This window comes from Salinivibrio costicola subsp. alcaliphilus (genome assembly GCF_001996185.1).
GTDB classification, from domain to species: domain Bacteria; phylum Pseudomonadota; class Gammaproteobacteria; order Enterobacterales; family Vibrionaceae; genus Salinivibrio; species Salinivibrio costicola.
Map to the genome: position 1 here is coordinate 22,602 of NZ_MUFR01000027.1, position 25,123 is coordinate 47,724.

Here is a 25,123-nt window from a genome sequence, read left to right on the forward strand (position 1 = left end):
AGAGCAGTATCACAGCATCAGCGCTCATCCTCCCGTCATCGCTGCGACTTCGGTAAAATAAACACGCTATAAATGAAAAAGTCTCAAGATCACAATGTGTTTTTGCTAGTATGTCCAGCTTTTCGTAATCTAATCGTGGAATCTAATGGCGAAAAAGGCCATCAATAGGCATGTGGTGTCATTAATTGGTTTTAAAAGGATGATCCAGGCAGGAAGCCCTCAACGAACAATCTCGATGTCTGCACTGACACGCGGTCGGGTACTGCTGTGCCTAAACGGTGGGCTAGTACTTATACTGGCTTGGCTTATTGGGCGGCTGGTGTGGCATGTCTACACGCCTCCCGCGGCACCTATCTTGCCGTCGAGTAGTCAGGTTGTGACGAGCCAAGTCGCCAGTAAGGGGGCCTTTTCATTGGCGCCCGCGATTAATGCCCAGTTATTTGGTCGATTCCAAGCTTCCGCGCAACAGCGCCAGCAGTCGGTTAGCCAAGTGCCTGAGACCCGTTTACAGCTTACTTTAGTCGGCGTGGTGGCTTCCAATCAGCCTGCTCGGGCATTAGCGGTGATTGCTAACGGTGGTCAACAAGCAACCTATGGTGTGGGTGAGCAAGTTAAAGGTACCCAGGTCAGTCTCGATCAAGTCTTGTCCGATCGCGTTATCCTTCGTCAAGGCACGCGTCGTGAAGCCTTGTTGATGCCGGGTGTGGAGGCCGACAGTACACCGCAAACCGTGTTCTCTTCTTCTGAGGGTAACCATACGCCCCCAAAGCCGACGCCAATCTCAAGGCAGACCAGCCCTGACTGGCCTGCCGACTTAGCGCGACAGCTTGCCAGCAATCCTCAGCGCTTATTTGATTATGTCCAGTTAGCGCAGGTCGGCGATGCCAAACAGTTAAAAGGTTTTCGTCTTACACCAGGAAAAAATCCGGTGTTATTTGAGCAATCGGGGTTACAGCCGGGTGATATCGCCGTCGCTATTAACGGTCTAACACTGAGCCGTTCGGTGGCGCTTCCCGATATTCTCAATCGCATTCAACAACAGGGCACGCTTGATTTAGTCGTCGAGCGACAAGGGCAGCAACATGACATTTCGATTCAACTATAAATTACCACAACCGCCCCGTGCGGCTTTAGGAGTGTGACGTGAACGTAAAGCAACGACTGATCCCCTATCTGATGGCCGCAAGTCTGCTTTTCTCTGGCCTACCGGCGGGAGCGGCAGAATTTAGTGCCTCGTTTAAAGGCACGAACATTCAAGAGTTTATCGAAATTGTAGGGCGCAACCTCGAGAAAACCATTATCGTTGATCCCTCGGTACGCGGCACCATTAATGTACGCAGTTACAATACGTTAGACGATGAACAGTACTACCAATTTTTCCTTAACGTGCTCGAAGTGTATGGCTTTGCGGTGGTTGAGATGGAAAATGGGATTGTTAAAGTTGTTCGCGACAAAGATGCGAAAACCTCGCCCGTTCCCGTGGTTGGAGAAGGCGATAACGTGGTCGGTGACGAAGTCGTGACGCGCGTGATTGCCGTAAAAAATGTCTCGGTGCGCGAGCTATCCCCTTTGTTGCGTCAGCTGATCAATAATGCGGGGGCAGGGAACGTGGTGCACTATGATCCTGCCAATGTCATTATGATTACCGGTCGTGCCGCGGTGGTGAATCGGCTCACTGATATTATTCAGCGCGTCGATCAAGCGGGCGATAAAAAAGTGGAAGTGGTCCGCCTTGACCACGCGTCAGCCGCGGAAATGGTACGGATTGTCGATACTTTAAATAAGCGAGACAACGCCAACACCCGCCCTGAGCTTTTAGAACCACGTATTGTTGCGGACGAGCGCCTGAATGCGGTGTTGGTTTCTGGCGAGCCCAAAGTCCGTGAGCGCGTGATTGAACTTATCCGACAACTCGACCAAGAAATGGCGACCACGGGCAACAGCCGGGTGATCTATCTGCGCTATGCGAAAGCGGAAGATTTGGTCGATGTATTGCAAGGTGTTTCGGATAATCTTCTGAAAGACAAAGAGAAAAATGCGAAACCGAGTGTGAATGACCAAGCGGTACAAATTTCCTCGCACCAAGGCACTAACTCGCTGGTGATCACCGCGCCACCTGATATTTTAAAAACCCTTGAGAGCGTGATTTCTCAGCTCGATATACGCCGCGCACAAGTGTTGATTGAAGCGCTAATCGTCGAAATGTCGGAATCCGATGGGGCGAATCTCGGCGTACAGTGGGGCTCGCTTGAAAACGGTGGGATTCAGTTTAATAACACAGGTGTCGGCATTTCGAGTTACCTCGGTGGGCAGGAAGCCACCAAAGATAGAACGCGAACCGAGACACGCGTCATCGATGGTGAGGAAAAAACCGTTGAGATCACTGAATCGGGCGATTACTCCGCACTTAATGAAGTGTTAGGTGGGTTAAATGGCTTGGCTGCCGGCGTAGTCATGGGCGATTGGACCGCCTTGGTGACCGCGGTGGCGTCGAAAAACGAGTCGAATATTTTGTCGTCGCCCAATTTGATGGTGCTTGATAACCAAGAAGCCTCGTTTATTGTCGGTGAGGAAGTGCCGGTGATTACTGGTTCGCGGACAGGCTCAAATAACGATAACCCTTTCCAAACCGTTGAGCGTAAAGATGTGGGGATCAAGCTGAAAGTCACTCCGCAAATCAATGAAGGCTCCGCGGTGTTGCTCGATATTGAGCAAGAAGTCTCGAACGTGCTTGGCGCCAGTGGCGCGGTGGATGTGCGCTTTGGTAAACGTCAACTGAATACATCAGTGATGGTCGGTGACCAACAAATGATTGTATTAAGTGGCTTGATTGACGAACGTACGGTCGAAAGTGAATCCAAGGTGCCACTGTTGGGGGATATTCCCATTTTAGGGCACTTGTTTAAGTCGACCTCGACCGAAACCGAAAAGAAAAACCTGATGCTGTTTATTAAGCCGACCATTATCCGTACCGGTTTGACCGCAGACGGGGTGACCCAACGCAAATACAACTATATCCGCGCCGAGCAATTACTGCGCGCCCAAGATGGCGTTAAGCTGATGCCTGACGCCGAAAAACCGGTCCTGCCTGATTACAACAGCGAAGCGGTGATGCCGGCCGAAGTACGTATGCTACAAGCGGAGTTAGAAGGATGAGTGAGCGTGCTGCGGCGCTAGCGGCTGAACCGGTGACAACCTGGCAGTTACCCTTTGGCTTTGCGCGTCGTCACGGTGTGGTGGTATTGACCGACAACGACACCCCACGTTTATTGTGTTTAGCGTCGGTAACACCGCAGACCTTGGTGGAGGTGCAACGTGTGCTGGGCGCGACTCTCGCCCCGGAATGGGTGTCGGATGCTGACTTTGAGCACCACCTGACTCGCCTCTATCAAAGAGACAGCGCCGATGCACAACAGCTAATGGCTGACATTGGTGCGGATGCTGACAGCGACGACTTTTTCTCGTTGGCCGAAGAGCTGCCGCAAAGTGAAGACTTGCTTGAATCGGAAGACGACGCGCCGATCATTAAGTTGATTAACGCCATGTTAGGCGAAGCGATTAAAGAAAGCGCGTCTGACATTCATATCGAAACCTTTGAGCATGCGTTATCGATCCGTTTTCGCGTTGACGGGGTGCTGCGTGACGTTCTATCCCCCAGCCGCAAGTTGGCCCCATTATTAGTGTCTCGCGTCAAAGTGATGGCAAAACTGGATATTGCCGAAAAACGGGTCCCACAAGATGGGCGTATCTCGGTCCGTATTGGTGGGCGAGCGGTGGATGTACGGGTGTCGACCATGCCCTCGTCTCACGGCGAACGTGTCGTCATGCGTTTGCTGGATAAGAACGCCGTCCAACTGGATCTCGCGCAGTTGGGCATGGTGCCCAGCTTGCACCAAGATTTTCGCGCACTGATTCACAAACCTCATGGTATTTTGCTCGTCACCGGCCCGACGGGGTCGGGGAAATCCACGACCTTGTATGCTGGATTACAAACCATTAACAGTGAGGATCGCAATATCCTCACCGTGGAAGATCCGATCGAATTTGATCTGGCGGGTATCGGTCAGACCCAAGTCAATCCAAAAGTCGATATGACCTTTGCGCGAGGGTTGCGCGCCATGTTGCGTCAAGATCCCGACGTGGTAATGGTGGGTGAAATTCGAGACTTAGAAACCGCACAAATCGCCGTACAAGCCTCACTGACCGGTCACTTAGTGATGTCGACACTGCACACCAACACGGCGATTGGCGCGGTGACACGCTTACGTGATATGGGCATTGAGCCTTTCTTGTTGTCCTCCTCGTTACTCGGCGTGCTGGCGCAGCGCTTGGTCCGCACCTTATGTCCACGGTGCCGTATCCCTTATCAAGCCGATAGCTCGCAGCAGCCGTTATTTGTCGAGCTAGGCTTGGCGAACCCCGGCGAGGCGATCACGCTCTATAAAGCGGATGGCTGTGAACACTGTCACCACAAGGGCTACCGAGGCCGAACCGGGATTCATGAATTGCTGACAGTCGACGAGAAGGTGCAAGCGCTGATCCATCATGATGCGGGCGAGCATGCGATAGAAGAAGCCGTGCGTGCGCAAAGTCCGAGTATTCGCTATGACGGCCTAACCAAAGTGCTGCAAGGGCAAACCACCCTTGAAGAAGTGATTCGTGTCACCAAGGAGGGCTAATGGGCGCATTTGACTATCAAGCGTTAGACGCGCGAGGGCGTAAGCGTAAAGGGGTGATTGAAGCCGATACTGCACGACAAGCGCGTCAGCAGCTGCGTGACAAAGGCTTTACCCCGCTCGACGTCAATGCAACGCGTCGTCAACGCGCCAACCAAAAGGCATCGGCGTCGCAGCCACTGTTCAGTCAACGAAACCGCGGTATTCGTACACAAGAGCTGTCGTTGATCACCCGCCAATTAGCGACCTTAATCGATGCCTCTATGCCACTTGAAGAGTGCTTAAAAGCAGTGGCAGAGCAAGCGGAAAAACCGCGAATAGGCAGCATGATGACCAGTGTTCGAGCGCGAGTGATGGAAGGGTACACCTTGGCTGATGCGTTAGCCGATTACCCACAGGTGTTTAATGAACTCTATCGAGCGATGATTGCTGCCGGTGAAAAAGCGGGGTATTTATCCACCGTATTATCACGCTTGGCTGATTATGTTGAGAACCGTCAGCGCATTCAGTCCACGTTGTTACAAGCCATGTTGTATCCCGCCATTCTCACCTTCTTTTCGGTGGTGATTGTCGCCTTTTTACTGGCCACCGTGGTGCCTGATATTGTCGGTCAATTTGTTCAAACCGGTCAGGCGCTGCCGGCATCCACCCAATTTCTATTGAACGCCAGTGATTTTATTACCGACTGGGGGGTTTGGGTGGTGAGCGCACTGATCCTTATCGGTGTCAGTATCCGAGCCTTGCTTAAGGATACGCAGCGACGCTTAGTGTGGGATAAAAAAATACTGTCCTTGCCGGTAATTGGCCGGGTGGCTCGCGGCCTGAATACATCCCGTTTTGCGCGTACCTTGGCAATATGCACGGCCAGTGCCATCCCGTTATTAGATGGGATGAAAGTCGCCGCGCAAGTGATGAGTAATCAATACGTCCGCATGCGCGTATTGGAAGCTGCGGATAAAGTGCGGGAAGGTGCCAGTTTGCGTGTCGCTTTGGATCAGTCGCGCTTATTTCCTCCCATGATGCTGCACATGATTGCCAGTGGTGAACGCAGTGGTGATCTTGAGCCCATGCTCTCTCGTGCCGCGGATAACCAAGATAAAGATTTTGAAGCCCAAGTGAATGTGGCACTAGGTATATTCGGCCCGTTGATGATCGTATTAATGGCAGGATTGGTGCTTTTTATTGTCGTGGCCACCTTGATGCCGATTATTGCCATGAACGATATGGTCGGATTGTAATTTTATAATGATAAATAAGGAGAACAAGATGCGTCGTCAACACGGTTTTACCCTGCTCGAAGTGATGGTCGTGGTGGTGATTATTGGCTTATTAGCAAGCTTTGTCGCCCCCAATTTGCTCGGTAATAAAGATAAAGCCGCGGTCAAAAAGGCGATTGCTGATGTCAGTGCGCTTGAAAATGCTCTGGACATGTACAAACTGGATAACAACCAATATCCCACCACCGATCAAGGCTTAGACGCGTTAGTGAACAAACCGCAAAGTGAGCCGGTACCGCGCAGCTATCCGGATCAAGGCTACATTAAGCGCTTGCCACAGGACCCATGGAATAACGATTATCGCTATGTCAGCCCAGGTGAACATGGGGTGATTGATATTTTCTCGTTAGGCGCGGATGGCCAAGAAGGGGGCGACGGTGTCAACCAAGACATCGGCAACTGGAACCTTAACGAGCTGCAATAAGATGCGCCAAGCGGCAGGTTTTACCCTCCTTGAGATCTTACTGGTGGTGGTCATTATCGCTGTCAGTGCCTCTGGTGTGGTGATGGTGTTGCCAGAGCCTGCCGATACCCGCGCGCAAGAAGCGGGGCAAGCGTTACACCAGCGGATGAAGCTATGGGCCGAGCAAAGCTGGCTCGAGGGGCGAACGTATGGCGTGCGCATCAATGAGCATGATTATCAGCTGTTAAGATTGGGGGAAGACAAGTGGCGCCCCGTGCGCAGTGAACGCTGGGCAACCCAAGGGACCTTGCCAGCGCAAAGCCGGTTTTCTCTCACCATGGACGGCTTTGGTTGGCAGCAACAAGACCGCTTGTTCGAAGATAAGCCTCTGTTTGAGAACCTGTTTGATGACGAGGGTGAACAGCCCGTGGCCCCACCACAGATCTGGTTATTGCCCAATGGTGAACTCACCCCTTTTACCTTACGAATCGACGTAGATGGCCAGGCCGCTTGGCAGCTTAAAGCCAATGAGCTGGCACAGTTTACTTGGCAACGAGTGGAGGACCGCTGATGCATGGCAAGACGCCAAGCCCCCAAAAGGGCATGACTTTGCTTGAGGTATTGGTGGCGGTGGCCATTTTTGCCATTGCCGCGCTCAGTGTCATGAAGGCGACGGGCCAGCATACCCGTTCGCTAGGGCGTTTAGAGCAAAAAACCTTAGCGGCCATGGTGGCGGATAACCAACTTGCTGAAGTCGTGCTCAGGGCTGACGTGCCAGAAAAGGCGACGCAAGGGACCACTGAGATGGCCGGTCAGCAATGGCAATGGCAACTCACGCCGGTGGCGACCGAAACCGGCCAACTGCGAGCGGTGGATCTGTCGGTGTCGGCCGCTGAGCAGAGCGATAACCCATTGGTGACCGTGAGGACGTATGTCGAGACGCGCTGAAAAGGGATTTACGTTACTTGAAGTCTTGTTGGCGTTGGTGGTATTTGCCAGTATCAGCCTGACGGCTTATCAAGTGCTACAAACCGTACAACGCAGCAATGTGCAATCGCGTGAAGTCGGCGAAACCTTGCAGCGGTTGCAACGTGCGTTAGTGATCATGGACAGTGACTTTCGTCAAATGGCCGCGCGTCGTCAGCGTATCGACGGTCAAACACCGACCGAGCGACTGCTGATTGCCGGACGCGATGTTCTCCAAAGTGAACAAATGGGTATACGTTTTACGCGTACCGGTTGGATTAACCCGCAAGCGCGTTTTCCTCGCGGTGAAGTCGTCGCGGTTGGCTACCGACAACGGGACGGTCACTTAGAGCGCCTGCGTTGGCGCTATCCGGATCAGGCCGCAGGTGATGAGCCAGCGGTGGCGACCTTGCTCAGTGATATCAAAGCGCTCACGTTTCGATTTTACGTGGAAGGCAATTGGCAAGAAAGCTATAACACGGCCCATGCTTTGCCCAAAGCGGTGCAAGTACGCTTTACTCATCCGCGTTACGGGCGGTTAGTCCGCACGTATTTGCTGGCGGGGCAAACGTTACCCGCGCCGCTGCAGCGGGAGGCACAATGACCCGACAGCGAGGCGCGGCGCTTCTTATCGTGATGATGATCATGGCGCTGATGACAGCGATTGCTGGCAGCATGGCGTCACGATTGTTTACCAATTACCATCGGGCGGAAAACCAGCTCCATTTTCAGCAAGTGTACTGGTACAGCAACGCGGTGGAAGCCCTTGCCTCTGCGGTATTACGCGAGAGTTTATCGGACAGTGACACGGTGAATGTAAACCAGGACTGGGCCCAGTCTGCGCGGACATTTCCGCTTCAAGGTGGCAAAGTTAGTGGTTACTTACAAGATGCGCAAGCCTGCTTTAACTTAAATAGTTTGCAGTTGCGAGGCGCAGCATTAGGCGGTGAGGTGCCGTATGAAGTGCGCGTACTGCGTGCTTTAATCGGTAGCCAGGTCGACGATAGTTATCAAGCCGATGTGATTGCGCAAGCGAGTCGCGATTATATTGATGAAAATAATCAGCTTGATCAATCGTTAGGCGCGGAAGATGCTCACTACGAGAGTGTCCGTCCCGCTTACGTGACGGCTGATGCCGTGATTGCCGATGTCAGTGAGTGGCGCGCTGTTCGTGGGGTCAACGCTGAGGTCTTTCGCCAGTTATCACCGCAGCTGTGTGCGATTCCCTCTGCGGAGCTGATGGTGAATGTGAACACGTTAACGGACAAACAGGCTGCATTGCTATCGGCGTTGTTTACCCCGGCCCTGTCAGTTGAACAGGCAGAACAGGTACTGACCGAGCGCCCTGAGTCGGGTTGGAAAAGTGTCGACGATTTTATCGCTACCCTGACGCTGACTGATTTTGATGAGGCGGCGCGCAAGCAAGTGATGTCGCATTTAAGCGTGACAAGCCATTACTTTTTATTACACGCCGATGTGCACGTGGCCTCAGCCCAACGTCACATCCAGGCATTATTGCACTATCAAGACGACGGCCAAGTATCGGTTTTACGCCGTCGGTTCGGAGGAATGCGTGAGCGAGCGACTGATAATCAGGATCAGTGATGCCAGCCAACCCATTTATTGGGCGCAGGTGCGTACCAGCGATAACCAAGTGATGACGACCGGCACCTGTCAGCAGTTGTCAGCATTAACAGAACAAGCACAGACAAGACGTGTGGTTGTGCTGGTGGACAGTACCTGGCTGACGCTCACTTCGGTGACGTTACCGCCTGGCTCGCGCCGGCAACGAGACAAAGTCGTGCCCTATTTACTGGAAGAAGCATTAGCCGATGAGGTTGAGGCGGTGCATGTCACCCTGCTAGACACCCAAGAAAACACCGCTCAGGTCGCGGTGGTAGCTCATCGGCAGATGCAAGCTTGGCAGCAGGCCCTTGATGCGGCCAATATCCATGCTCGCCAGTGGATCCCGGATGTGTTGTGTTTACCTTGGCAGCCTCAAACGTTGACGCTAGCGCCACTGGCCGATCAGTGGTTGTGCCGCTATCAACCCCATCAAGGTGTGGTTGGGCAGCGCGCATGGCTTGCCTTCTGGGCGCAAGCTTGGTGGCAACAGCTGGGCAATCAAACCGAGGGAGCGCGCGCGGCAGACACCGAGTCATCGACACTCAGCCTGCAGGTGTATGGCGCGCAAGACGCACACACCGAGTCGCCTTTACCCATCGATGGCTTCCCGGTGCAGTGGCAGCAAAGTGAACCAACTATCAGTATGTTGGCCGCACAGAGTACCGCGGTGTCTGCCAATTTATTATCCGGCCCTTATCGGCCGCAAAGCCAGATGAAGCAGCGATTCAAGCCGCTGATCCCCACCGCCGCGCTATTGGTGATGGTGATGGCGTTGTTGGGCGGCGAGCAATGGCTGGCACTTCGTGACACCCAGCAACAGGTGCAAGTGTTACGCTCGCAAAGCGAAGCCTTGTTTCGTGAGACGTTACCACAATACCAACGCATTCCAACCCGCTCGTATATGGTGCGGCAAATGGACGCTGAAATTGCCCGCCTAGCCGGGCAGCAACAGGATTCCGCGCTACTGCCTTGGTTGGCACAATTAGCGCCAATGCTGGATGATGTGCCTGGCCTGGAGCTCCAGGCGCTGCGTTATCAGGGTAATCGAGACGCGTTGATTTTACGCGCCAAAGGTCGAGACTTTGCGCAATTTGAGCGTTTGCGAGGAATATTGAGCGAGCATTATGCGACTGAGCTCGGCCAGCTGAACCGTAGTGGCGACGTAGTCAGTGGCGAGTTTACGTTAAGGAGCCCATCATGATGGCACGCATTCAAGCCCAGTGGCAGGCGATCAGTGTGCGCGAGCAGCGGTTATTACTGATCGCGGGTGGCGTGCTGGTCGTTAGTCTTTTGTACTGGGGAGTTATGGTTCCGCTTCAAACTCAGGCCGAAAAGGCCAATACCGCGCTAGCCAGCGAGCAGCACCTGTTGCGAGACGTTCAACAAAAGCGCACCCAAATCATGCAGCTGCGGGCGCAGTCAGGAAGCGGTTATCAAGCCTCTGCAAGCCGTACACAGCCATTAAACCAAGTCATCGCGGCCAGTGCTGGGGAATTTAACCTCACGATTACGCGCTTACAACCGGGTGAAGATAGCGTGCAGCTTGGGATTGAACCGCTGCCGTTTAACCAACTCCTCCGCTGGTTAGATCAACTGGCGAGTGTACATGGTATTCGCGTGGTGCGTTTAAGCACGGAAGCCACAGAGACGGCCGGCAAAGTTAAGGTGAATCGACTGCAGTTGGAGCGATAAAACAATGTGGAAAAAAGGCTTATTCGGCATAGGGTGTGTGCTTGTCTTTGTGGTCAGTGTTGTGGTGCACGCGCCTGCGTCTTTATTACGCCTAGCGCCTTTGCCCGATGCGATACAAATCGGTGAAATCGACGGCACGGTTTGGCACGGGCAAGTCGAACAAATACGGTGGCAAAATTATACCCTAGGGCCGGTGCAATGGGATGTGCAGTGGCATCGTTTAGTCACCGGCGCGACGTTTGAAGCGGCCATTCAGGTACGTAGCCCTGACGGGTTGCGAGGAAAAGGGAACCTTGGTTTTAACGGCTCGACACTGACGGTGTCACAAACGTTGGTGTCTGCGCCCGCGCAGCTATTAACAGGCGCTATCGCACTGCCCCCGGGCGTTGCGATTGATGGCACACTCGATCTGGTGCTGCGCGATGCCATCTTGGCTGAATCAGGGTGTCAGCAATTGCAAGGGCAAATCCAATGGCAGCATGCAGCATTGCAACTGCCGATGAGGCAGCTAGAAAATATTCCTGCGCAAGCCGCTTTATCCTGCGAAAATCAAGGTATTGCCGCGCACGGTGAGGGGCAGTCGGCGTCTTTAAGCAATAAGTTTTCATTGTCAATTACGCCGTCTGGGCGATACTCTGTATCGGGATGGCTAAAGCCGGGGCCTGACTATCCCGAGCCGATGAAGGCGCCATTATCTTGGTTAGGCGCGCCAGATCAACAAGGCCGCTATCGCTTTTCTTTTCGCGGCTAACAAGGCCTGATTGGCATATCAGCAAAGGGTGGCAAATCACACTATGACGCAGCGTAAACTTCCTCAAATCCTGTCGAAACAGGTCGTCGCCGCTTCTCGTTTGTTTAAGGTGGAGTCGTTAGAGCTCACGTTTAGCAATGGCGTTGAACGTACCTATGAGCGGATGAAACCCTCAGGCCGTAATGCGGTAATGATGGTGCCGGTTACCGAGTCAGGCGATCTCTTATTAGTCCGAGAATATGCTGCTGGGACAGAGCGCTATGAATTGGGATTCCCGAAAGGCTTAATTGACCCGGGTGAAGAGGCTGCGCAAGCGGCGGTGCGTGAGCTGAAAGAAGAAATTGGCCAGGGCGCGCGCGAATTGATCCCGTTGAAAGAGGTGGTCCTCGCGCCTTCGTACTTTTCCAGCCGTATGACCTTGATGTTGGCACGTGATTTGTATCCAGAAAGCTTGGAAGGTGATGAACCCGAACCGCTTGAGATCATTCGCTGGCCGTTAGCCCAAGCGGAAGAGTTACTGACCCATGGTGATTTCTGTGAAGCGCGCAGTATTACCGCACTGATGATGGCGCTGAAGTACTTACAAGCGGAGAGGTGAGGCATGGCATTGCCTGAGTTGTTGCCCGATGTGATTGAAATAACCCGCTCAGCGGGCCAGGTTATTCTCGATATTTATCAAGACGGTGATTTTGAAGAGATCACCAAAAGTGATCAAACGCCGGTGACCAGCGCCGATTTAGCTGCCCACAAGCTGATTACGGAAAAACTCACTGCGTTGACGCCGGAGATTCCGGTATTGTCGGAAGAAGATTGCGGTGTACCCTTCAGTGATCGCCAACAATGGCAGCGCTATTGGCTGATTGATCCACTGGATGGTACCCAAGAATTTATCGCTGGCAGTGGCGATTTTGCCACTATTATTGCGCTGGTGGAAAACAACCATCCGGTGATGGGCGTGGTCTATGCGCCTGTATCGGGTGTGACCTATTATGCGTGCCAAGATAAAGGGGCGTGGAAAATCACCCCTGATGGCGATATGCATCGCATCTCGACCATGAAGCGCGACGAAGCGATTACCTCGTTATCCATTGCGATCAGTCGTCGACAAGATATTCATGCGGTGACGGAAAAACTAGCGCCTGAAATTAATTACGATTTGATCCCTTTGGGCTCAGCCGCACTGAAAGCCTGTTTAGTGGCGGAAGGGGCGGTAGATTGTTATCTGCGTTTAGGACCGACCGGTGAGTGGGACACCGCCGCGACGCAATGCATCGTCGAGCAAGCAGGTGGACGGATCCTCAGCACAGAGCTTGACCCTTTGTCGTATAACGAGCGGGATTCACTGCAAAATCCAAACTTTATTGTTCTTGGTGATGAGTCGCTAGCGTGGTCATCTATTTTACGTCGCTAGAGACACCGCAGGTGTTTGATAATACAGTCAACGGCACCGCTCTCGGTGCCGTTTTGCATGGATAAGAACAAAGCCGCTAAAACAAGCGATTGAGCCCATTAAGCGCCGCCACCCGATAGGCTTCTGCCATGGTGGGATAATTGAAGGTGGTGTTGACAAAATAATCGATGGTATTTGCCTCACCTTTTTGCTCGAAAATCGCTTGGCCAATGTGAATGATTTCCGAGGCACGTTCACCAAAGCAATGGATGCCAAGGATCTCGCGTGTTTCACGGTGAAACAGTATCTTTAAGCTACCGACATCCATCCCTGCAATTTGTGCTCGTGCTAGGTGTTTAAAAAGCGATCGGCCTACTTCGTAAGGGACTTTCTCTGCAGTGAGCTCCTGCTCGGTTTTCCCCACTGAACTGATCTCCGGAATGGTATAGATCCCAGTTGGAATATGTTCAATCAGGCGCACATTGGCATTGCCTTGGCAGATGGCTTCAGCCACCACACGGCCTTGGTCGTAGGCAGCACTCGCTAAACTTGGATAACCAATGACATCACCGACCGCGTAGATGTGACCGACCTCAGTGGCATAGCTTTCGCTATCGACATCAAGTTGACCGCGAGAATTCGGTATCAGCCCGACGGATTGAAGATTAAGTTTGTCGGTATTGCCCGCGCGTCCGTTGGCATAGAGCAAACAATCGGCTTTCATTTTTTTGCCTGACTCAAGATGGACGACCACCCCATCTTCCGTGCCTTCAATGTTTGCATAGGTCTCATCGTTACGGATCATGACGCCGCTACTGCCAAAGTGATAGGACAAGGCATCAGAGATTTCGTTATCCAAAAAGGAGAGCAAGCGGTCTCGTGTATTGATTAAATCGACCTTCACCCCTAACCCGCGAAAAATCGAGGCATATTCACTGCCAATGACCCCCGCACCATAAATGATGACATGACGAGGGTCGTGCTCAAGCGACAAAATTGAATCACTGTCGTAAATACGAGGGTGAGCAAAATCAACATCTGCCGGTTGATAAGGGCGAGAGCCGGTGGCTATCACAAAGTGATCGGCCGTGTAGGTATCAGCGCTGCCATCACTATGATGAACCGCTAATGTGTGTGCATCAATAAATGTGGCACTCCCATGTAACAAGGTACATTGGTTGCGGTCGTAAAAACCTTGGCGCATGCGCGTTTGTTTGCCAATCACTGAATCGGCATGACTTAGAATTTGTGCAAACGTACTGTGTAGGCTCTTGGTGTTTTGGGTATAAATCGGACTTTGATTAAATTCGATGATCCGGCTAACCGTGTGGCGCAGCGCTTTGGAGGGAATCGTGCCCCAATGGGTACATCCGCCGCCAACCGTGTTTTCGCGCTCAATCACCGCGACGCGTTTGCCTGCTTTTGACAAACCCATCGCGGCCCCTTCACCGCCAGGGCCGCTACCAATAACGATCGCGTCAAAGTGATCTTTTGGGTGGGGACTCGACTTACTCATAGGGCTCAGACCTTATTTTCATTATTGCAACATCCATTTATGACTAGTTTAACGCTTATTATCCGTAAGGTTAACTTTCGGTGCCCAATCTCTGGTGAAATTGGCGTTCGCGCGTGATGTAGGCTGGCTGATTTGCCGATAAAAATTGCGTATAGTGACACCATGGTGACCATGAGTTGGATATGATGGGGATTCGAGCAGAACAAAAAGAAAAAACGCGTCGATCTGTCATTGATGCGGCGTTTAGCCAACTCAGTGCTGAGCGCAGTTTCTCAGGCTTAAGTTTGCGCGAAGTGGCCCGTGAGGCAGGTATAGCACCGACTTCGTTTTATCGTCACTTCAAAGACATGGATGAGCTCGGTTTAACCATGGTCGATGAAGGGGGCTTGTTATTGCGCCAACTGATGCGCCAAGCGCGTCAACGTATCGCTGCGGAAGGCAGTGTGGTACGTACTTCCGTCGAAACCTTTATGGAATTTATTGAAAGTAGTCCGAATGTGTTTCGATTGTTGCTCCGTGAACGGTCAGGCACATCCGCTGCGTTTCGTGCTGCGGTCGCGCGAGAAATTCAACATTTTGTTGCGGAGTTAACCGAGTATTTACAATCGCGCACACAGCTCACGTATGAAGAAGCGTACAATCAATCTGAGGCGTGTGTGATTTTAGTCTTCAATATGGGGGCTGAGGCCCTTGATCTCGACCCGCACGCACGCGCAGAATTGGCGGAGCGAATGGTGTTACAATTGCGCATGATAGCCAAGGGAGCTTACTGGTACCGTAAAGACCGTGAGCGGCGAGCCTTACAGGAAAAACTGTCATAAACAGGTGAAAACATGGAACACGAGCAAGTCAAATCAGAACGTAAATTCTTATTGCTGGCGCTAGTCACTGGCATTTGTGGAAGTGCAACGCTAGCCACCGTCTTTTTCAGTGGCGTGGCGTTTTCGATCTTCCCCATTCTCGCATTTGTACTGGCCGTACATGCTTGTTATCAATTGCATGAACGACAGCCACTGACAGAAGGCACACCGCTGATTGCCTTTGCGTGTTTCCTGGTGGGGGCATTTGGCTATTCCGCCTTTATTCGCATGCAAATACCAGAGCTGGGCGGTAACTTCTTCTCGATTTTGGTCTCAATGGCGTTAGCTTTCTGGATTGGACATAAGTTGGGCTTTTTCAGTCGCAAAGCGAAAAGCGATACCGCCTCTGACGTGTAATTGCTTCTAAGACAGCCGTTAGCGAAACCCAAAAAGGCGTCGAGAAGACGCCTTTTTTACGTTTATCTGAACAGAAAGCAATTGTTGATTCTTATGTTTCAATCGTTCGAGCCGATCCTGATAAGGTTTGCCCACGATATCCTGAGGGATCCCCTCATAAATTCGCCAATGCATCGCCATCTTTTAAGACCTGCTGACCTATCTGGAAGATGGCCATATTAGATTAGCATCGACGACAATATGACAGAGCGAGACATCCGCCCGTTAGCCACAGGGCGAAAGAACTGGATGTTCTCGACATCTGTCGGTGGTGCGAAAGCGAGCGCCAATCTGTATAGCTTGGTGATGACACGCCGTGCCAATGACATCAATCCCTATTATTACTTCCGACACCTGTTCGCTGAATTATCCAAGCGGTCGCCGTCGGATGATATGTCAGATCTGATGCCGTGGAGTATGGATCTCAATGATGTCAAGTAGGCGTTCACCGGTTAATTAACCGCTTAGTACGCTAGGCAAAGCTGGCGAATAAATAATGGGTGAAAGTCCCATCTCAGTAAGGACTAACCATCCGCTGAGTCCTCGAGCTATGCGCTGAGTGTGGGTAACTGTACCAGTGAAGTGTTAGTAGAGGCATCTGTAGGCTAAGTATTGAGCCACGAAATTAAATTCGGAAGTGGAGATGTTGTTAAGCGAAACAGAATCCAACAGTGACAAGAGCGTAAATGGTGAGCTCTTAGTCACACTTCCCGGGGTCGGAGACCTTACGCATACAGAGAAGTTTATACGCCGGAACCTAGGAGATCCTATGCAGTCCCGGTAGGTATCAATCGGGCATAACTGCCGAACCTTTTCAGGCGAGATAGTTATGGTATAGGAAGTCGGACAGGATAATAGTACTGATGAAACAGGCGAACAACACTCGTAAAACAGCCGCGGAATCTGTGGAGGGAAGTGTCCTGACCAAGGGGAATGGTCAACAGTCTAACCACGGCCAGACACAGAGCTGGACTCCCGTGACGTCAAAGTTGGTGACCATACGCAAACTCGCAACTCAAGATAAGCCACTGAAGTTTAACAATCTTCTTCATCTCATAACGGAAGAGCTACTGCTGGAGAGCTTTTATGCTCTCAAGCGTGACTCCGCCGCAGGGATAGATGGGGTAACATGGGATAAATACCAATTATTCTCAAAACAGCTCATTAAGCAGCTATGTGAAGACATCCACTCTGGGCGATATAAGCCAAAACCTGCCAGAAGAATCCATATCCCTAAACAGGATGGTAGTCAGCGTCCGCTGAGTATCATATGTATTAAGGACAAAATTGTTCAGCAAGCAGTCTGCAAAATCCTCGAGTCAATCTATGAGAGCGATTTCATGGGATTTTCATACGGCTTTCGACCAGAGCGAAGTCAGCATCAAGCCCTTGATGCACTGTATGTTGCACTCAATCGAAGAAAGATAAACTGGGTGCTCGACTTAGATATAACCAAGTTCTTTGATACTGTAGAACATCACTGGTTGATCCAATTTCTAGAGCATCGAGTCGCAGATAAGCAATTGCTCAAGCTTATAACCAAATGGTTAAAAGTAGGGTATCTTGATGAACATAACCAACGGGTTAAATCGCTCTTAGGCACTCCTCAGGGGGCTGTGATTTCGCCATTACTGGCATATGTTTATCTTCATTATACTTTTGACCTTTGGCTGAACAGGGAACGACACCGAAGTGCAATCGGCGATGTAATCATGGTTAGGTATGCCGACGATGCAGTTATTGGTTTTCAGTACAAAAGTGATGCAAATGCTTGCTTAGAGGGGTTGAAAAAGCGCCTTGTTAAATTTGGTTTATCAGTTCATCCGGACAAAACCAAGTTGATACACTTTGGACGTTTCGCTTTCGAAGACTACAAGAAAGGGAAAGCCCAAAGACCTGGCACCTTTGATTTCCTTGGATTTACGCACTACTGCGACCTTACAAGGAGCCGAAAGGCTATAGTGATCAAGCGGAAGACAATAAAAAAGCGACTTATCAGTAAGATAAAATGGGTCAGACAGGAGCTAAAGAAAAGGCTTCATCTACCGCCATGGAAGGTTGGAAGGTGGCTGAATCGGATTATTCGAGGGCACATCAACTATTACGGTGTACCAATGAATGGTCGCTCCCTAAATCTGTTTATTACAGAGGTCACTAATGTGTGGTTAAAGCAACTACGAAGGCGTAGCCAGCGTCATAAAATGACATGGGCACGCTTTAGGAAACTAGTTGATTACTGGATTCCCAGTGCAAGAATTGTCCACCCTTATCCTGAGCAGCGATTTGACGTTAGACCTAAGGTAGGAGCCGTATGCGTTAGTAGCGCACGTACGGATCTGTGCGGGGGGTAGCGGGTGACCGCTATTCCTACCGCGACCGATTATTTGCATGAATATGTTGCTAATTTTTGCGAACGAGCATCTAACTGTGAATAAAATTACTGTCTTTAAATGCAGCAATGGTTTACAATTTTGATGTTGCATCGACTGAATTATGTAAACTATTTAGACGAAATTGGAATAAGAAGATGAAAGCATATCACACATACAGTGCTGTAGACGTTGCGTGGAGCTTGCTTAAGCATGCGAAAGAGCAAGGTACATGCTTCTCCAATTTGCAGCTACAAAAACTAACCTATGTATGCCACGGTCTATCATTGGCTCACTTCCAGCGTCCTCTTGTTGTGGACGACGTATTTGCTTGGAAGTTTGGTCCAGTAGTACCCTCTGTCTACTTTCGTTTTAAATCATACGGTAGTAGCGAGATCACTGAACAATGTGATGTTGCTCTAGATCAGGAGAGTGAGTCTATTGTCAAAGATGTAGTATCACAACTGGGCCACTTAACGGGACCTCAGCTTGTAGATTTGACGCATCGTGACGGTAGCCCATGGCATCAAGTTTGGGATGGCACACACCAAAAAGTGATTCCAGATTATTTGATCCAAGCTCATTACTCTCAGATCAAACAGTCAGGTCGGACAGCTAGCCTGTGAGTGAGAAAGAAAAAAGTGTCGTCAGTTTTCAGATTGACGACACGCCTACCGCCGAACAGGCATCAAAAACCTTCCAAGATGACTATGAGCTGAACTTTCAAGATTTTCTTGAGCGAACGGTTAATGAAAGTACCGCTGAAGACTTCTCATACACCAATAATGGGGTGAAAAAAGCAGGGCGACGGCTACGTAAGAAAGAGGGCGACCTTAAGTCCGCTACTGCGACAATTCAGCAGTTTCGTGCTGCTCATGAAAAACCACTACATACAATCGCTTATCTTGTAGGGCGCTGTTGCCGCGAGCTAGGGGTAGACGTTAAGATAGTGACGCGACTTAAGCGCTTAGAAACCATAGTTGATAAGCTACAGCGTAGATCTCTTGATGGTGAGACGACGAATGCGACTTGCATAACCAATATGAACGATATTGGTGGTTGTCGGGCTATTTTTCCTGATCTGGAGTCATTGGAGAAAGCAAAAGAGCAACTGCAAGTCACAGTAGAAAAAGTGGGTCGGATAAAAATCAAGGACATTGATGATTACATCACAAATTCCAAACCTAATGACTGCGGATACCGTAGTTTGCATCTCATCTATCATTATGACCATGCTAGTGGCAAAAGCTTTAATATAGAAGCTCAGCTACGTACTCGTCTTCAACACCTCTGGGCAACAACGGTAGAAATCGTCGACATCTTGGAAGGGACAAAGATTAAGACACACTCGCATAGTCCAGATGCCGACAAAGCGAACCTGCAGATCCAGTGGGAAGAACTCCTTTCAATCATGAGTCAGTACATTGCAGATACAGAAGGTGCTATCGAGCTAAGTGATGATGACAAAACGAAATTTTCAAATAGATTGATTGATTTGGACAGTGAAATTAATGCATTGGGCCGTCTGAGAAGCTTTAAAATTTTATCCGAAAAAGTTGAAGGCTGCTGCGATAGCTCAATAGAGCATGTCCTTTTAGTGATCGATGAAGCTTCGCTAGAGTTGATCTTTAGTGAAGAGTTTGCGAACTACAACAGAGCTATTTCGGTTTATAATGCGGCTGAGAAGATGACACGCAGTCATGCGAGACTAAACACTCTGCTCATTTCGACAAAAAACATGGGACAGTTGTCGGAAGCATATCCAAACTATATCGGTGACTGCGCTTCATTCATCACGTTGTTCGAAAATGCGATAAAGTCCAGCCTGAACCAAGTATAGAATTTCCTCACATTATCAATCACTTTATGGCTAATGCAAAAATTAGTCTCTTTCACTCCATTTTATCACTAAAATCACTAAAAATCCGATCTTTAGGATTTTTAGTGAGAATTCCTAATCGCACTTTCAATGGATGACAAAGAGTTGTTCATTTTGGCGTGAAGTCGGTTTTTAGTGTCCCCGTACCTCACGCCGTACCCAGAACGATTTTGGGTTTATTTAAATGACCGGAAAACCCTTATTTGATGCGCTCTAACCACACACCCGCTTCGGTATGGTGAGTGAACGGGAATTGATCGAACAGGGCACAACGACTAATCCGGTGGGTTTGGCCTAAGCGTTGTAAATTCTCGACCAAGGTTTCCGGATTGCATGAAATATACAAAATACGATCGTAGCCTTGCACCATTTTGCAGGTTTCATCATCCATGCCCGCGCGGGGTGGATCGACAAAAATGGTGTTGCACTGATAATCACTCAGCGTCACGCCTTGGTCTTGTAAGCGACGGAACTCACGCTCACCATTAATCGCTTGGGTAAACTCTTCGGCTGACATACGAACGATTTGCACGTTATCGATATGATTGGCGGCAATATTGTATTGCGCCGATTGTACCGAGGGCTTGGCAAGCTCGGTGGCTAAGACTCGACGGAAGTTTTTTGCCAGCGCCAGTGAGAAGTTGCCGTTACCGCAATACAGTTCCAGCAAATCGCCCTCGCTATCTCGGGTACAATCAATCGCCCAATCCAGCATTTTTTGCGCCACTGGGCCATTGGGCTGGGTAAAACTGTTTTCAATTTGCTGGTACACCAAGGTTTGGCCATCAGCCTGTACCTTTTCTAGTACGTAATCGCGGTCTAGTACCTTTTTTTGCTTACGCGCACGGCCAATCAAGTTGAGGTTAAAGCCTTCATCATTGAGGCGTTGCTTCAGTGTCTGGGCGGCCTGCTCCCACGCTTCATCTAGTTGGCGGTGGTACAGTAACGACACCAAGATCTCGCCACTTTGGGTTGACAAAAAGTCCACTTGGAACAGTTTGCGGCGCAAGGTCTCGTTGGGTTTAATTGCTTCGAGTAAGAGCGGCATCAAGTCGTTGATTAAGCGGCTCGCCACGGGAAAGGTATCAACGCGATATTTTTGTTTAGTCGCCGGGTCAAACATGATGTAGTAAAGATCATCCCCCTCATGCCATACCCGAAATTCCGCGCGCATCCGATAATGCGTCTCTGGCGAATGAAACACTTCGAGCTCAGGCGCGTGAAACGGTGCGAGTTGTTCCGTGAGTCGTTGGACTTTCTCAGCAAGCTGTGTGTCGTAGTCAACGGTTGATTGGGCCTTGGTCATGATGGCTGCCTCAGCGATTGGAAAATGAGCGCAGATTTTAGACAAATCCCCAGCTATGTCCAGCCTTGCTCACGATTCTCCGTTATTCTACAAGGTTATCAATGGACAATATCCATCTAGATGGCTACTATCCTTGGGCGGGTAAGCGATTAGCGAGCAAACAAGCCGTAATCGCAGGAATGCGGTGAGAATCCGCAACTGACGCGCAGCGGTATCAGAGAACGACCCTAACTCGGCCCCTGGCCAGACACTGTCGCCAATTCTTTGGATAGGTGATGGGAAGTCGTTAGCAGTAGGCGGCGAAAGCCATGCTCTTAAGTCCGAATACAGCCCGCCCCGCAGCATTGTGCTGCATATTCTCGCGATAGGAAGGAATAACCCATGAACAAACCAATTGTGGCGAGCCTGGTGGCGGCGTCATTACTCCCCGCGAGCGCGTGGGCCGAGCAAAATACTGAAACGGTGGTGGTGATAGGGCGGAGTCATCATGCTGATACGCTCACGCAAATACCCTCAAACGTCGCTGTAATTACTCAAGAAGATATCCGCAAGAGTGGAGCTCAAGATATAGCGACTCTACTTAGAGGAAAGTCAGGTATTCAGGTTTCGGATACTAACTCTGGCGCTTCTTTTGCAATGCGCGGATTTTCTGGTGGACAAAGCGCTCACAATACACTTGTTTTGATTGATGGTCGGCGATTAAACAAAGCTGATTTATCTGGGCCACAGCTAGGCTCGGTTGCTTTGAGCCAAGTAGAGCGTATTGAAATCCTCTCTGGTAGTGCCGGTGTTTTATATGGTGACCAAGCGGTAGGTGGTGTCATCAATATCATTCTAAAAAGTACAGCCAGAGAGGGAGGCCATGTAGGTGTTCGTGTTGGAGACTTTGAGACCCGTGGCGCTTACGCTAGCAAATCAGGCAAGCTGAGGGACTATTGGCATTATCAAATATCGGCAGACTACGAGAAAACAGACAACTATCGTGAGCACAATGCGCAAGATTCTGGGATGTTGAGTAGCCGAGTCGAATATCAGCGAGGTAGCGAGCGCTTCCACGCTGTACTCAGTTACTTTGACGATGATCGTCAATGGCCAAGTTCACTAACTGAAAATGAGTATCGCGCCAATCCTCGCCAGTCTAAAAGTACTCACGCTGAAGATTATGGTCATGAAATATCTCGCTCGCTTGATGTGGGTTATCAGAAAGGTGTAGGAGAAACATGGCAGTTATCTACCTCTTTACAGTATTCGGATACCAGCACAAGCGCTAAAAGTTGGGGAACACCAAGCCAAGCCGAGTTGGATCAGCTAACAGTCTCTATATCAGGAGAGAAATCATTTGCGGCCAAAGGGGGAGAAGAGGGAGCTTGGATTGTTGGCGTTGATTATGCCAACAATACTTTCGACTATTTTTCCCTGTTTATAGACAGGGATAATCGTCAGCAACGAGTGAGTGTGTTTAGCCAACTTCATTATCCATTGTCTTCACAGACTACCCTTGTTCTGGGAGGAAGAAAATCACGTGTTACCGATGACTTAACGGATGCTGCGACATATCCAAATGGTGAGCAATTAAAAGCACATGCTAATGCGTTAGAGTTAGGGTTAAACCATTTTATTGATGATATAAACCGTATTTATATTCGTGGTGAGCAGAACTTTCGTTTTGCAAAAGTGGATGAGCAAGCATACACCTCTCCAGGTGTGTTTGGTTTAGATCCGCAGCGAGGCAACTCTCTAGAACTAGGTTGGCGACAAGAGGCTGAGAACTATCAAATTGGTGCGGATCTTTATCGTTTAGAAATTGATGATGAAATCTTATTTGACTCTAATGCCATCTCGCCATCAGGCGGTTCAGGCGGTGCGAATGTTAACGCAGATCGCTCTGTACGATACGGTGGAAGTATCTCTGGTCAGTTACACGTCACTCCAGCGTGGCTTGTTGTGGGTGAGTACCATTATATCGATGCTGAGTTTACGGAAGGTGATAACAAGGGTAATGCGTTGCCGTGGGTAGCGATGCATACAGCGACACTGCAAAGTACTGTCCATATTACTCGAGATGTTCTCGCATATATTGAAGGTGTTTATACTGGATCGCGCTATAAAGATGGGGATAATGCTAATAGCAAAGGAAAGCTTTCATCCTATTGGCTATCTAACTTTGGGTTACAGTATGAATTGGAACAGTGGCTAACTACATTTCGCGTAGATAACCTCTTTGACAAACAATATCCTGCTAATGCTAATGCGAATGCACGGGACGCTTACTATCCAGGTGATGGGCGCCAATTGACACTGGAAGCGAGATACTCTTTCTAAACTAGCTTTAATCACGCCTTTATCGTTATGATAAGGGCGTTTTTTATTGAATGGGTGTCCCATGGCGCAGCCCAATATATTGATCTTCGACTCCGGTGTGGGGGGCTTATCGATTTATCAGTCGGTGCGAGAGCTGCTTCCTGACGCTAACTACACCTATTTGTTCGATAACGCAGCTTTCCCATACGGTGAGCTGGATGATACCCAACTCATCACTCGTGTGACTGCTTTGGTGAGTGCGGTATGTATGCAGCATGATATTGATATCGTGGTCATCGCATGTAATACCGCCTCGACGCTGGTACTGCCGCAGTTACGTGAACAGTTAGCGATTCCGGTTGTCGGCGTGGTGCCGGCGATCAAACCGGCAGCGGCGCAAAGTCAGTATAAAACGATAGGTTTGCTGGCCACACCTGCCACCGTTGCTCGTCCTTATACGAAGCAGTTGATTGCCGATTACGCCAAAGATTGTCATATAGTGTCGGTAGGTACTACAGCTTTGGTGCATATGGCAGAGCGAAAGCTACGAGGCGAGGCCGTTAATCAAGAGGACTTAACGGCAATCTTAGCGCCGTTTGCAGCTACCACCGATACGTTGGTGCTGGGATGTACGCATTTCCCCTTATTGCGAGAGGAAATCCAACAAGTATTGGGTGAGTCAGTGTGTTTGATTGATTCAGGCACTGCAATCGCGCGCCGCATCGTCTCACTGACGGCCACACTGAACATATCCAGTGTTACCGCGACCACATCAGGCAATCACGCCTACGCAACGGCAACACCGATTAAGGCTGACGCGCTATCCGACTATATACAGTCGATAGGATTGACGCGCGTTAGCTATTCGCCTGCTTTTTTGGTTCGTTCGCTTCACGGACTTTAAGTGTCCGCTCGCCGTATACATTGTTATTCAGGGCGTTGATGGCATCCTCGGCATGCGCAGCGGCCATCACCACGAAACCAAAGCCTCGACGTTTACCGGTGCGTTTATCCTTCATCAGTCGAACGGCAAAAACCTCGCCATGTTCGCTAAACAGTGTACGGACATCATTTTCATTGGCGCGATAAGGTAGGTTACCCACATACAAGGTTTTACTCTGAGGTGATTCTTCCTCGTCGTTGTTCGCGTTATGTGATGCAGGAGCATCCTGTGTCGCTGGTTTAAAATCGGGGAGAGGAAGGTAGAGGCAAGCCAGTCCGCTGACGATTGCGCCTGCAGCGAATGCAATGGCAGGTGAACTGACCCCCATCAGGTTGACGATAATGGCGCCGAGTACGGCGATACAGATAATTAGTGCAAAATTGACTGGTGATTTCATAAGCATTATTAAAAATAGAGCAATTAAAAGTGATGACATGAACAACAAATAGGCAATGCATGTCATGAAAAGGACCAAGAAAACGGGCCAGCGTTATCTCTCAGTAAATACCACGTATCAAGAATGTTTCAAAACGCTGGTTATTCATCATTTTAGGTGGATTCTTGTCCAGTCGAAATAAAAAACGTAAAAAACCCTTGTCAGTGTGATCTGTGTCGCTATACTACGCCCCACATCGACACGGCACACAGGGCAAGCGCTCAGCGCCATGTTGACGTAAAAAATCAAATAAAAATAAACGCTTGACGTGAGTTTTTAAAAGATTAAGATAGCCGTCCACTTAACGCCAAGCGTTAGGGGAGTCAAAAAGAGGTT

General features: G+C 50.0%; 24 protein-coding genes, 1 pseudogene and 1 riboswitch. Of the genes and pseudogenes, 22 read left to right on the forward strand and 3 right to left on the reverse strand.

All coding sequences use genetic code 11. From position 1 onward, the window contains the following. Nucleotides 1–235 precede the first annotated feature (235 nt). The 14 genes from gspC (at nucleotide 236) to cysQ (ending at nucleotide 12,802) form a co-directional block, all read left to right on the forward strand. The gene (gspC, locus tag BZJ21_RS10365) at nucleotides 236–1,105 is read left to right on the forward strand and encodes a type II secretion system protein GspC (protein ID WP_158011832.1); all 870 of its coding nucleotides are present in this window, start codon (nucleotides 236–238) and stop codon (nucleotides 1,103–1,105) included. A gap of 71 nt (nucleotides 1,106–1,176) precedes the next feature. Next, a complete protein-coding gene (gspD, locus tag BZJ21_RS10370) occupies nucleotides 1,177–3,156 on the forward strand; it encodes a type II secretion system secretin GspD (protein ID WP_077669748.1) in 1,980 nt (659 codons plus the stop codon). After that, entirely contained in the window at nucleotides 3,153–4,679 is a 1,527-nt protein-coding gene (gene gspE, locus BZJ21_RS10375; RefSeq protein WP_077661377.1) for a type II secretion system ATPase GspE, read from the forward strand. Before gspD ends, gspE begins: the two co-directional genes overlap by 4 nt. Beyond that, the gene (gene gspF / locus BZJ21_RS10380) at nucleotides 4,679–5,914 is read left to right on the forward strand and encodes a type II secretion system inner membrane protein GspF (RefSeq protein ID WP_077577222.1); all 1,236 of its coding nucleotides are present in this window, start codon (nucleotides 4,679–4,681) and stop codon (nucleotides 5,912–5,914) included. Before gspE ends, gspF begins: the two co-directional genes overlap by 1 nt. A 7-nt stretch (nucleotides 5,915–5,921) precedes the next feature. Beyond that, on the forward strand, nucleotides 5,922–6,377 hold the full coding sequence (gene gspG / locus BZJ21_RS10385; RefSeq protein ID WP_033379158.1) for a type II secretion system major pseudopilin GspG: 456 nt from the start codon (nucleotides 5,922–5,924) through the stop codon (nucleotides 6,375–6,377). 1 nt (nucleotide 6,378) lies between these two features. Continuing rightward, nucleotides 6,379–6,927 carry a type II secretion system minor pseudopilin GspH gene (gene gspH / locus BZJ21_RS10390; RefSeq protein WP_158075522.1) on the forward strand — a complete coding sequence of 183 codons (549 nt, stop codon included), beginning with the start codon at nucleotides 6,379–6,381 and terminating at the stop codon, nucleotides 6,925–6,927. Then, nucleotides 6,927–7,304: a type II secretion system minor pseudopilin GspI gene (gene gspI, locus BZJ21_RS10395; RefSeq protein ID WP_021022563.1), complete on the forward strand. Its 378-nt coding sequence runs from the start codon at nucleotides 6,927–6,929 to the stop codon at nucleotides 7,302–7,304. Before gspH ends, gspI begins: the two co-directional genes overlap by 1 nt. Next, the gene (gene gspJ, locus BZJ21_RS10400) at nucleotides 7,288–7,926 is read left to right on the forward strand and encodes a type II secretion system minor pseudopilin GspJ (protein WP_021022562.1); all 639 of its coding nucleotides are present in this window, start codon (nucleotides 7,288–7,290) and stop codon (nucleotides 7,924–7,926) included. Before gspI ends, gspJ begins: the two co-directional genes overlap by 17 nt. Further along, complete coding sequence (gene gspK / locus BZJ21_RS10405) at nucleotides 7,923–8,927, forward strand: type II secretion system minor pseudopilin GspK (protein WP_021022561.1); 1,005 nt, start codon at nucleotides 7,923–7,925, stop codon at nucleotides 8,925–8,927. The genes gspJ and gspK overlap by 4 nt, the downstream gene beginning before the upstream one ends. Next, a complete protein-coding gene (gspL, locus tag BZJ21_RS10410; protein WP_158075523.1) occupies nucleotides 8,896–10,149 on the forward strand; it encodes a type II secretion system protein GspL in 1,254 nt (417 codons plus the stop codon). Before gspK ends, gspL begins: the two co-directional genes overlap by 32 nt. Next, on the forward strand, nucleotides 10,146–10,640 hold the full coding sequence (gene gspM, locus BZJ21_RS10415) for a type II secretion system protein GspM (protein ID WP_077669739.1): 495 nt from the start codon (nucleotides 10,146–10,148) through the stop codon (nucleotides 10,638–10,640). The genes gspL and gspM overlap by 4 nt, the downstream gene beginning before the upstream one ends. A 4-nt stretch (nucleotides 10,641–10,644) precedes the next feature. Further along, on the forward strand, nucleotides 10,645–11,391 hold the full coding sequence (locus BZJ21_RS10420) for a type II secretion system protein N (RefSeq protein ID WP_077669740.1): 747 nt from the start codon (nucleotides 10,645–10,647) through the stop codon (nucleotides 11,389–11,391). A 43-nt stretch (nucleotides 11,392–11,434) separates the two neighbouring features. Continuing rightward, nucleotides 11,435–11,989, forward strand: coding sequence for an ADP compounds hydrolase NudE (gene nudE / locus BZJ21_RS10425; RefSeq protein WP_077669741.1), 555 nt, complete (start codon nucleotides 11,435–11,437; stop codon nucleotides 11,987–11,989). A gap of 3 nt (nucleotides 11,990–11,992) precedes the next feature. Then, nucleotides 11,993–12,802, forward strand: a complete 810-nt coding sequence (cysQ, locus tag BZJ21_RS10430; RefSeq protein ID WP_077577216.1) for a 3'(2'),5'-bisphosphate nucleotidase CysQ — start codon at nucleotides 11,993–11,995, stop codon at nucleotides 12,800–12,802. A 76-nt stretch (nucleotides 12,803–12,878) separates the two neighbouring features. Here cysQ and sthA read toward each other — a convergent pair whose 3' ends face one another. After that, the gene (gene sthA / locus BZJ21_RS10435) at nucleotides 12,879–14,297 is read right to left on the reverse strand and encodes a Si-specific NAD(P)(+) transhydrogenase (protein ID WP_077647218.1); all 1,419 of its coding nucleotides are present in this window, start codon (nucleotides 14,295–14,297) and stop codon (nucleotides 12,879–12,881) included. Nucleotides 14,298–14,482: 185 nt separating this feature from the next. Here sthA and fabR point away from each other — a divergent pair, with 185 nt between their 5' ends. From fabR to BZJ21_RS10465, 6 genes and pseudogenes are all read left to right on the forward strand, one after another. After that, nucleotides 14,483–15,118: an HTH-type transcriptional repressor FabR gene (gene fabR, locus BZJ21_RS10440; protein ID WP_028569605.1), complete on the forward strand. Its 636-nt coding sequence runs from the start codon at nucleotides 14,483–14,485 to the stop codon at nucleotides 15,116–15,118. 12 nt (nucleotides 15,119–15,130) lie between these two features. Further along, nucleotides 15,131–15,514 (forward strand): YijD family membrane protein, encoded by a 384-nt coding sequence (locus BZJ21_RS10445; RefSeq protein ID WP_077669742.1) that lies wholly within the window; start codon nucleotides 15,131–15,133, stop codon nucleotides 15,512–15,514. A gap of 190 nt (nucleotides 15,515–15,704) precedes the next feature. Next, nucleotides 15,705–15,994, forward strand: a pseudogene (locus BZJ21_RS10450) (transposase domain-containing protein); the annotation flags it as partial. A gap of 422 nt (nucleotides 15,995–16,416) precedes the next feature. Further along, the gene (gene ltrA / locus BZJ21_RS10455; protein ID WP_077669743.1) at nucleotides 16,417–17,904 is read left to right on the forward strand and encodes a group II intron reverse transcriptase/maturase; all 1,488 of its coding nucleotides are present in this window, start codon (nucleotides 16,417–16,419) and stop codon (nucleotides 17,902–17,904) included. Between the two features lie 176 nt (nucleotides 17,905–18,080). Continuing rightward, the gene (locus tag BZJ21_RS10460; RefSeq protein ID WP_077669744.1) at nucleotides 18,081–18,548 is read left to right on the forward strand and encodes a Panacea domain-containing protein; all 468 of its coding nucleotides are present in this window, start codon (nucleotides 18,081–18,083) and stop codon (nucleotides 18,546–18,548) included. Then, nucleotides 18,545–19,762: a nucleotidyltransferase family protein gene (locus BZJ21_RS10465; protein WP_077669745.1), complete on the forward strand. Its 1,218-nt coding sequence runs from the start codon at nucleotides 18,545–18,547 to the stop codon at nucleotides 19,760–19,762. The genes BZJ21_RS10460 and BZJ21_RS10465 overlap by 4 nt, the downstream gene beginning before the upstream one ends. A 238-nt stretch (nucleotides 19,763–20,000) precedes the next feature. On the opposite strand, the gene trmA is transcribed toward BZJ21_RS10465, so the two are convergent. Next, nucleotides 20,001–21,107, reverse strand: coding sequence for a tRNA (uridine(54)-C5)-methyltransferase TrmA (gene trmA, locus BZJ21_RS10470; RefSeq protein ID WP_077669746.1), 1,107 nt, complete (start codon nucleotides 21,105–21,107; stop codon nucleotides 20,001–20,003). 122 nt (nucleotides 21,108–21,229) lie between these two features. Continuing rightward, a riboswitch (cobalamin riboswitch) is annotated at nucleotides 21,230–21,456 on the forward strand. Between the two features lie 32 nt (nucleotides 21,457–21,488). Between trmA and BZJ21_RS10475 the strand changes: the two genes are divergently transcribed. Beyond that, on the forward strand, nucleotides 21,489–23,429 hold the full coding sequence (locus BZJ21_RS10475) for a TonB-dependent receptor family protein (protein ID WP_077669747.1): 1,941 nt from the start codon (nucleotides 21,489–21,491) through the stop codon (nucleotides 23,427–23,429). A gap of 61 nt (nucleotides 23,430–23,490) precedes the next feature. Next, nucleotides 23,491–24,312, forward strand: coding sequence for a glutamate racemase (gene murI / locus BZJ21_RS10480; RefSeq protein WP_021022550.1), 822 nt, complete (start codon nucleotides 23,491–23,493; stop codon nucleotides 24,310–24,312). Here the strand turns inward: murI and BZJ21_RS10485 are convergent. Further along, complete coding sequence (locus tag BZJ21_RS10485) at nucleotides 24,266–24,748, reverse strand: RNA recognition motif domain-containing protein (RefSeq protein WP_025744556.1); 483 nt, start codon at nucleotides 24,746–24,748, stop codon at nucleotides 24,266–24,268. The two genes, murI and BZJ21_RS10485, sit on opposite strands and share 47 nt — an antisense overlap. Nucleotides 24,749–25,123: the final 375 nt, after the last annotated feature.

Coding starts and splice junctions, on each gene's coding strand:
- gspC (WP_158011832.1), top strand. CDS start 236: ATGTCTGCACTGACACGCGGTCGGGTACTGCTGTGCCTAAACGGTGGG.
- gspD (WP_077669748.1), top strand. CDS start 1,177: ATGGCCGCAAGTCTGCTTTTCTCTGGCCTACCGGCGGGAGCGGCAGAA.
- gspE (WP_077661377.1), top strand. CDS start 3,153: ATGAGTGAGCGTGCTGCGGCGCTAGCGGCTGAACCGGTGACAACCTGG.
- gspF (WP_077577222.1), top strand. CDS start 4,679: ATGGGCGCATTTGACTATCAAGCGTTAGACGCGCGAGGGCGTAAGCGT.
- gspG (WP_033379158.1), top strand. CDS start 5,922: ATGATAAATAAGGAGAACAAGATGCGTCGTCAACACGGTTTTACCCTG.
- gspH (WP_158075522.1), top strand. CDS start 6,379: ATGCGCCAAGCGGCAGGTTTTACCCTCCTTGAGATCTTACTGGTGGTG.
- gspI (WP_021022563.1), top strand. CDS start 6,927: ATGCATGGCAAGACGCCAAGCCCCCAAAAGGGCATGACTTTGCTTGAG.
- gspJ (WP_021022562.1), top strand. CDS start 7,288: ATGTCGAGACGCGCTGAAAAGGGATTTACGTTACTTGAAGTCTTGTTG.
- gspK (WP_021022561.1), top strand. CDS start 7,923: ATGACCCGACAGCGAGGCGCGGCGCTTCTTATCGTGATGATGATCATG.
- gspM (WP_077669739.1), top strand. CDS start 10,146: ATGATGGCACGCATTCAAGCCCAGTGGCAGGCGATCAGTGTGCGCGAG.
- BZJ21_RS10420 (WP_077669740.1), top strand. CDS start 10,645: ATGTGGAAAAAAGGCTTATTCGGCATAGGGTGTGTGCTTGTCTTTGTG.
- nudE (WP_077669741.1), top strand. CDS start 11,435: ATGACGCAGCGTAAACTTCCTCAAATCCTGTCGAAACAGGTCGTCGCC.
- cysQ (WP_077577216.1), top strand. CDS start 11,993: ATGGCATTGCCTGAGTTGTTGCCCGATGTGATTGAAATAACCCGCTCA.
- sthA (WP_077647218.1), bottom strand. CDS start 14,297: ATGAGTAAGTCGAGTCCCCACCCAAAAGATCACTTTGACGCGATCGTT.
- fabR (WP_028569605.1), top strand. CDS start 14,483: ATGGGGATTCGAGCAGAACAAAAAGAAAAAACGCGTCGATCTGTCATT.
- BZJ21_RS10445 (WP_077669742.1), top strand. CDS start 15,131: ATGGAACACGAGCAAGTCAAATCAGAACGTAAATTCTTATTGCTGGCG.
- ltrA (WP_077669743.1), top strand. CDS start 16,417: ATGAAACAGGCGAACAACACTCGTAAAACAGCCGCGGAATCTGTGGAG.
- BZJ21_RS10460 (WP_077669744.1), top strand. CDS start 18,081: ATGAAAGCATATCACACATACAGTGCTGTAGACGTTGCGTGGAGCTTG.
- trmA (WP_077669746.1), bottom strand. CDS start 21,107: ATGACCAAGGCCCAATCAACCGTTGACTACGACACACAGCTTGCTGAG.
- BZJ21_RS10475 (WP_077669747.1), top strand. CDS start 21,489: ATGAACAAACCAATTGTGGCGAGCCTGGTGGCGGCGTCATTACTCCCC.
- murI (WP_021022550.1), top strand. CDS start 23,491: ATGGCGCAGCCCAATATATTGATCTTCGACTCCGGTGTGGGGGGCTTA.
- BZJ21_RS10485 (WP_025744556.1), bottom strand. CDS start 24,748: ATGAAATCACCAGTCAATTTTGCACTAATTATCTGTATCGCCGTACTC.